Annotated in this window: 7 protein-coding genes (1 of these 7 running past the window's edge); 3 read left to right on the forward strand and 4 right to left on the reverse strand. The window is 59.2% G+C overall.

The features are described from left to right. Positions 1 to 1,275 (reverse strand): LPS export ABC transporter permease LptF, encoded by a 1,275-nt coding sequence (gene lptF, locus MAIT1_RS18730; protein ID WP_085445440.1) that lies wholly within the window; start codon positions 1,273 to 1,275, stop codon positions 1 to 3. 129 nt (positions 1,276 to 1,404) lie between these two features. On the opposite strand from lptF, the gene MAIT1_RS18735 reads away from it, so the two are divergent. Then, entirely contained in the window at positions 1,405 to 2,937 is a 1,533-nt protein-coding gene (locus MAIT1_RS18735) for a leucyl aminopeptidase (protein ID WP_158089619.1), read from the forward strand. Next, positions 2,921 to 3,418, forward strand: a complete 498-nt coding sequence (locus MAIT1_RS18740) for a DNA polymerase III subunit chi (protein WP_085445442.1) — start codon at positions 2,921 to 2,923, stop codon at positions 3,416 to 3,418. Before MAIT1_RS18735 ends, MAIT1_RS18740 begins: the two co-directional genes overlap by 17 nt. Before the next feature lie 28 nt (positions 3,419 to 3,446). On the opposite strand, the gene MAIT1_RS18745 is transcribed toward MAIT1_RS18740, so the two are convergent. From MAIT1_RS18745 to ispD, 3 genes are all read right to left on the reverse strand, one after another. After that, positions 3,447 to 5,420, reverse strand: coding sequence for an acyltransferase family protein (locus MAIT1_RS18745; RefSeq protein WP_085445443.1), 1,974 nt, complete (start codon positions 5,418 to 5,420; stop codon positions 3,447 to 3,449). A gap of 75 nt (positions 5,421 to 5,495) precedes the next feature. Then, positions 5,496 to 5,975 carry a 2-C-methyl-D-erythritol 2,4-cyclodiphosphate synthase gene (ispF, locus tag MAIT1_RS18750; protein ID WP_085445444.1) on the reverse strand — a complete coding sequence of 160 codons (480 nt, stop codon included), beginning with the start codon at positions 5,973 to 5,975 and terminating at the stop codon, positions 5,496 to 5,498. Then, on the reverse strand, positions 5,972 to 6,721 hold the full coding sequence (gene ispD / locus MAIT1_RS18755; RefSeq protein ID WP_143814928.1) for a 2-C-methyl-D-erythritol 4-phosphate cytidylyltransferase: 750 nt from the start codon (positions 6,719 to 6,721) through the stop codon (positions 5,972 to 5,974). Before ispD ends, ispF begins: the two co-directional genes overlap by 4 nt. Positions 6,722 to 6,805: 84 nt before the next feature. Between ispD and MAIT1_RS18760 the strand changes: the two genes are divergently transcribed. After that, on the forward strand, positions 6,806 to 6,998 hold the start of the coding sequence (locus tag MAIT1_RS18760) for a cytochrome C assembly family protein (protein ID WP_143814929.1). 596 nt of this gene lie beyond the right edge of the window; the window shows 193 of its 789 coding nt (coding positions 1-193); it begins with the start codon at positions 6,806 to 6,808; its stop codon lies beyond the right edge, outside the window.

Consider the following 6,998-nt stretch of genomic DNA (forward strand, 5'->3'; position numbering starts at 1 on the left):
TCAGCCCTCGGCGCGGGGGGAGGCGGGCGGTCCTTTGCGCAACAGGCGCTGGGGAATCACCGACAGCAGCTGCGACAGCCAGTCGGCGAAGCGCAGGCCGCGATCATAATGCGCCAGCCGTAGCACATACAGCGTAAACAGCGCCATGATCAAGTTGGGCGACCATAACCCCACCAGAGGCGAGACCACGTGGCGCTTGGCCATGGCTTCGCCCAGGTTCAGCAGCACAAACTGCGCGATCATTACCAGCACCGCCACCACCAATCCATAGCTACGTCCGGTACGTTGTGCATGCTGCGTTCCCAGCGGGATCGCCAGCAGACCCAGAATCGCCGTGGCGATGGGAATGGCCAGCCGCCGGTGCTGCTCTTGAATCGCCTCATAGGCTTGTTGCGGGTCGCTGCTTTGGGTCTGTTCCAGCAGTTGCGCGCCAGAGAACGCGGTGATTTTCCGTTCCTCGTCTCCCTCTTTGGAGGAGGCGCCCAGGTCCACGCCGAGGGGCAGGTCATAAGTGGCGAAGGCCAGCTGGCGGAATTTCCCCTCCGGCAACGACTGATGACGACTGCCCTCACGCAGCAGAATGGCGGTATCGCCATCGCTGTTGCGGTGCAGCGCGCCGCTGCGCGCCACCAGCGTCACGGGGTGATCCGGCTCGCGGGCATCGTGAATCAACAGTCCTTCCAGCAAGCGGCCCCCTTGTGACTGCTTGTGCACATAGATGGTCAGGCCAGGAATGGACTGATTGAAGGTCTGCGTTTTGATGGAAAAGGTGTTGCTGGCCAGCAGCGCGCTCTTAACCTGAGTAAACAGCACGTGGGCCTGTGGCACCCAGTACCAGTTCAGAGAGAGGGAGATCAGCGCCGCGGCCAGCGGCAGCAGCGCCAGGGGGCGGATCATGTGCCACAGCCCCACGCCGCTGGCCTTCATGGCGGTCAGTTCGCTGTCCTGCGCCAGGCGTCCCAGCGCGGTGAGAGTGCCCACCAGCAGCGCCATGGGCAGGCTCGCCACCAGGAATTTGGGGATGATGAGCAGCGTCATCATGCCCAGGATGGTGATCGATACGCTCTTGTTGACCCACAGGTCCACCAGCTTGAGCACCTGCGGCAGCAGCACCAGCGCGGTGAGCACCAGCAGGGCGATCAAGCTCGCCTGCGTGCATTCAGCGAGCAAATATCGGGAAAGTCGGTTCATTCTGGACCGGGGTTCGGCTATGATGCGTTCAGGTTCGCGCGCGTTTGCGGCGCTCTTGACGCCGCGCCTCGCGCATCTACTCATTCACTGCGCCCCCGGCCGCCAGAGCATTGCGATGCAACGCATTTGGCGGCGGCGATGCCGGATCGCTCCATCATAGCGAATTCCCGCACGCATTCGAAGGGTTGGCGCCTTGCGACGAACGGAAGGCCCATGACCGAATTGGCGATTACCATTCAAGCGAGTTCTGAGCGCGCCAGCGCCTGGAGCGCGGAGCTGTTGATTATCGGCGTGTATGAAGGCGGTCAGGCCCAGTCCGGCCTCACCCGCTGCGGCGCCGGGGTGGCGGCCCAACTCGAGAGTGCGGTGCAGTCAGGGTGGTTCAAAGGCAAATCCGGTGAGACGTTGATTCTGCCCAAACCGCCGCGCAGCGCGTTGCTGTGCGAGCGCATTCTCTATCTGGGATTGGGCAAAGCCGACAAGATCACCGCCGAATCCCTGCGCGCCGTCGGTGCGCGCATCGCCCAGATGGGCGGGCAGGCCAAATCCGCCGTGGCGCTGCTCTCTTTGGAGCGCCCCAGCGGCATGGTGCGCGGCGAGTGTGGCGAGCATCTGGCGCAAGGCGCGCTGTTGGGCGCCTACGCCTACAATGACTATAAGAGCAAAAAAGAGGAGATCGATCCGCCTCTGGCGCAGTTGACCCTGGTGTGCGCCGCCGCCGATGAGGCGCTGCTGAGTGAAGCCATTGCCCGGCAGACCGCCATTGCCGGCGGCGTCTATCTGACTCGCGACCTGGGTAATACCCCCGGCAATGCGCTGCGTCCGGCGGACCTGATGGCGCGCGCCGAGCAGATGGCCAAGCTCAAGAAGGTCAAAACCACCATTCTCGACGCCGCCGAGCTGAAAAAGCGCGGCTATCCGGGCATCCTGGCGGTGGGGCAGGGGAGCGACAATGCCCCTGGGCTGATCGTTATGGAGTACAACGGCGGCGGCAAGAAACAGCCCCCGGTGGCGGTAGTGGGCAAAGCGGTGACCTTCGATACCGGCGGCATCTCCCTCAAGCCCGGCGCCAAAATGGAGGAGATGAAGTTCGATATGTGCGGCGGCGCCGCCGTGTTCGGACTGATTCAAACCCTCTCCGAACTCAAACTGCCGATTAACGTGGTCGGGGTGGTGCCGGTGGCGGAAAACATGCCCTCCGGTTCGGCGCAGCGTCCGGGGGATGTGATCTCCTATCCCAATGGCGTCACTGTGGAGGTGATCAACACCGACGCCGAAGGGCGCTTGATTCTGGCTGACGCCCTCAACTACGCAAGCGATATGAAACCCCGCGCCATCGTCGATTTCGCCACCCTGACTGGGGCGTGCGTGGTGGCGCTGGGGCATCAGTGCGCGGGTCTGATGGGCAGTGATGACGATCTGCAAAGCGCGCTGGAGAGCGCCGGTCAGGTTTCTGGCGACCGCGTGTGGCGTCTGCCCATGTTCGCCGAGTACCACGAGCAGATCAAATCCAAGGTGGCCGACATCCAGAACGTAGGCGATCGCGCTGCGGGAACCATCACCGCCGCCTGTTTCCTCTCCAACTTTATCGGCGAGGAGATCCCCTGGGCCCATGTGGATATCGCCGGAGCCGCCTGGGCTGTGCCCAGCAAGCCGCACATCCCCCATGGCGCATCAGGCATCGGCGTGCGCCTGATGACCCAATATCTGATGGACTGCGTGGCCGCAGATGGCAAAAAGGGATAATCAGCCCACGCGGGCGCGCTTCTACCAGGTGGGATTGATCTCGCCGCAGAGCGCGTTGCTGCAATTGATCGGCAAGGCCCTGCAACAGGGCCTGCCGGTCGGCGTGGCGGCGGGAGATCCGCAGCATGCGCAGTGGCTGGATGATTTTCTGTGGAAGTTCGAGCCCGACAGCTTTCTGCCTCATGGGGTGGCGGGCGGGGAGTTCGACGCCGATCAGCCGGTGCTGATCGGCGTCGGCCCCGCCGACGCCAATGGCGCCGAGTTGCTGATGGTGATGAGCGGGCAGGTGGTGGATCCGCCAGAACAATTCGCGCAGATCTTTGATTTTGCCGATGGGCGCGATCCGCAATCCCTGGCCGCCAGCCGTGAGCGCTATCGCTTCTATCGCGAGCGGGGCTGCGTTATGGAGTATTGGGCGCAGGAGTCGGGACGCTGGGTGCTTAAGAATAATCAGAGCCCGCCAAATTCAGGGGATGAATAGTCCGCATTTTCTTTTAAGGTGTAAATCCTTAAAGGTGGTCTGATGTATTGCTTGCGCCCCAGGCGCGCCACTCTCCCTTCCTGCCGAGCGCAGAGGAGCCCTCGCGGGAGAGGTGCCCATAATCCATAAATATAAACGTACCATCCTCCAGGGACGTCTTACATAGATTATGCGCGCAGATTATGTGATCTAACCGGATGACAGACCAATCCTTTGCGAGATCATTCATAAAATCAAAGGCCTTTTTGTTGTTTGGATCGAGATCCTCCCAACTGAAATCACATGCGGATAATGGCGCCCCACGCAGCGCGGCTTTACCCAGGCACCTTCCTTGATCCTGTTGCGTGCTGGGCGGGGGGGAGACCACGCGAATGGTAAGCCCCATGGCCTGCAAGCGCTCCAGTGTTGCGCGGAAAGAAATCAGTGCAGTTTGGTAATCTGCTGGCTTCTGAGACCCGTCCGGGTATAGCAGTCGATGCCCAGCTTTAAAGTATTGATGAAAAGCTGATGAGAGAATAACGGTTTTGACCGTTGGGTTTGATTTTAGCCACGCCTCAACCTGGCTATTAAACTCAAGACAGTCACGGCTCCAGGAAACTGGCTTCTTACCTGTCAGGATTGGCGCAACATCAAGAATTGGCCCGCAAGCACGGTTGGTCATTTGAATGAGACGGATTTTTCTATCCGACGCCAGAAGGCCTTGCGCCAGATGTTGGGCGTATGAGTCTCCCCACAGGACAATTTCTGGCTCAGGATCGGTTCTACAGCGTTCTGAGAGGGTGAAGCGATCATCACAAAGAAGGTCCAGTCCGTAGTTTGGACTTAAACGCTGCTGCAGACTGAGAACTGTTTGTCCGTTTGCCGCCAAGCGAGAACCAAATCCGTTGGTGAAGTGTCCAGTCAAGCCAAATGCGATGCTGAGTATTGTGGCGGTTGTGATGCTTGCCAAAAGCGTGCGCCGACTCACAACATTTTTATTCCGAAAAGGCGCTTCGACGAATCGCCAGCTGATATATGCGAGCGGCAGTGTAATAAACGCTAGGCAAAGCCTCAAGATCTCGGGAGGGTGTCCCATTAAGTGATAATGGCGCGCCAGAGCCAACAAGGGCTGATGCCATAGGTATGCGCTGTAGCTTATCAGTCCCACCGCCACGAACGGCTTTGACCCAAGGAGCCTTCCGCAGATCGTGCCTGGCGTGGCGAATAGAATAATCAAGCCTGTACCTACTGTTGGCGCTAATGCATAAAAACTGGGGTAGGGTGTCTTTTCATCAAAGGCAAAAATTGAGGCGGTGATCAGGAATATTCCTAACAGGCTGAGAGCATTGGCGAAAACCAATGAGTAATGCGGGTTAGGCGTTCCCGGCGTGTGGAAAAGGCGTATGCCAATTATAGCGCCAAGAGCCAACTCCCACCAGCGAGATGGCAAGAGGAAAAAGTTTGCCTGGGGGTGTGCTTCCGCCCCCCACTGCGCCGTGGCCAAGCTGATGAAGCCCAAAGCGACAATCACTCTCAATAACCATGTTTTGTTGATGCGCCATATCAAAAGAATGAGAAGCGGGAAGGCGATATAGAACTGCTCTTCAACCGCTAGACTCCATGTGTGCAGGAGAGGTTTGATCTCGTTGGGGGCGCCCCAATATCCTGTTTCTATGGTGAAGAGAAAATTTGAGACATAGAGCGGTACGGCAATCAAGCTTTGCGAAAAGTCCTTCATGTCATTGGGCAACATCCACATCCATGCGAATGGCGCCGTTGCGAAAATAATCAGAAATAAGGCCGGCAGAATGCGGCGGGCTCTTCTCTCGTAAAATTGGATCACGCTGAAGCGATTGGCGGCAATGTCATCAAGAACGATAGAGGTGATAAGATAACCGCTGATGACGAAGAAGATATCGACGCCGATAAATCCACCGCTGAAGGACTCCACCCCAGCATGGAAAAGAATGACTGGCGCAACAGCAATGGCTCGAAGCCCGTCGATTTCTCGTCTATATCGCATGTTTCTTCTATGGCCTGATGGAAGGAAGGAAATGGCGCCAGTATTGACAATATGAGCTGGGGCAGACCATTCCGTTTAGAATGTTTCAAGGAGCGCCACTGCTTGTGCCGCCACGCCTTCATTGCGTCCCGTGAAGCCCAATTTCTCAGTGGTGGTGGCCTTCACGTTGACCGCGTCTTCGTCAATTCCCAGACACGCGGCAATGCTCGCGCGCATGGCGGCGCGATGGGGAGCAAGCTTGGGCTTTTGGCAGATCACCGTGGCGTCTACGTTGCCAATGCGCCAGCCGCGTTCGGTTACCGCCGCCACACAGGCGCGCAGCAGTTCCCGACTGTCGGCGCCTTTATACGTAGGGTCGGTATCGGGGAAGTGTTGACCGATGTCCCCCAACCCCGCTGCGCCCAACAGGGCGTCGCAGATGGCGTGCAGCAGCACATCGGCGTCGGAGTGACCGAGCAGGCCCTGATTATGAGGGATTTCAATCCCTCCCAGCATTAAAGGGCGTCCATCCGTCCAGCGGTGCACGTCAAAGCCTTGGCCCACGCGAATGTTCATGCGCTCTCTCCTAATAGATACTCGACAATTTTCAAGTCCAGCGGTCGGGTGATCTTGAGGTTGCGCATCTCACCCTCGACGATCTTTACCGTTTTGCCCGCCCACTCCAAGAGGGAGGCGTCGTCAGTGCCGAAGAAGCCCGCCTGCATCGCCGCCTGATGGGCGTCCAGAATGGTGGGTAGGTGAAACACTTGCGGGGTCTGCGCCAGAAAGATCTGCGAACGGTCCAAGGTCTCAACAATGTTCCCCTGAGCATCGCCTCGTTTGATGGTATCCTGGGCCGGAAGCGCTGGAATAACGCCATCCCCTTGCGCGCGCGCCAAAAACAAACGGTCCAGTAGCGCGGTGGAGACGCCGGGTCGCGCAGCGTCGTGGATGCCGACCCACTGATGCCCGGCGTCACGGGCCGCTTCCAGTCCAGCGCGCACGGAGTCCTGGCGCTCGGCGCCGCCAATGACCGGCTTGGCGACTTTGGGGAGTTGTTTGAGCGCCTCTGTCAGCGCAGGCCAAAAAGGGTCGTCCGCCGCCAGCACGGGAATGATGTCCGTCACCAACGGATGCCGGTGCAGCGCGCGTAGGGTTTTGAGTATAATGGGGTGTCCCATCAAGGATTGATACTGCTTTGGCTTTTCACCGCCGAAGCGGCTGCCGCGACCCGCCGCCACCAGCACCATGGCGCATGGCGCGGTCTGCGCCTCCTGCGCATGAGGGTGGGGGGCGGAATTTAGAGTGTTGGGGTTGGTCACGCGAAAATTCCCTGATTGGCCCTTCGCTCCCAAGACGCAATAAAGGAGCCCGGTGTGATATCGGAACTACTATTTTGGGGCGCCGTGCTCGGCTACGCCGCCGCCTCGGCCATGATTATCATCAACCATCAACAGGGGGTGCGCCAACCCTCGGTGATGAGTTGGTGGTTCGCCGCCGTGGCGTGGTTTCTCCATCTGCAACTGCTGGCGGGGCAATTGACGCAGGGCGCCGGTGGACTCACGCTGGACTTGAGCGCATCTCTGGCCTGGATTACCG

This window comes from Magnetofaba australis IT-1 (assembly GCF_002109495.1).
Taxonomy (GTDB): Bacteria; Pseudomonadota; Magnetococcia; order Magnetococcales; family Magnetococcaceae; genus Magnetofaba; species Magnetofaba australis.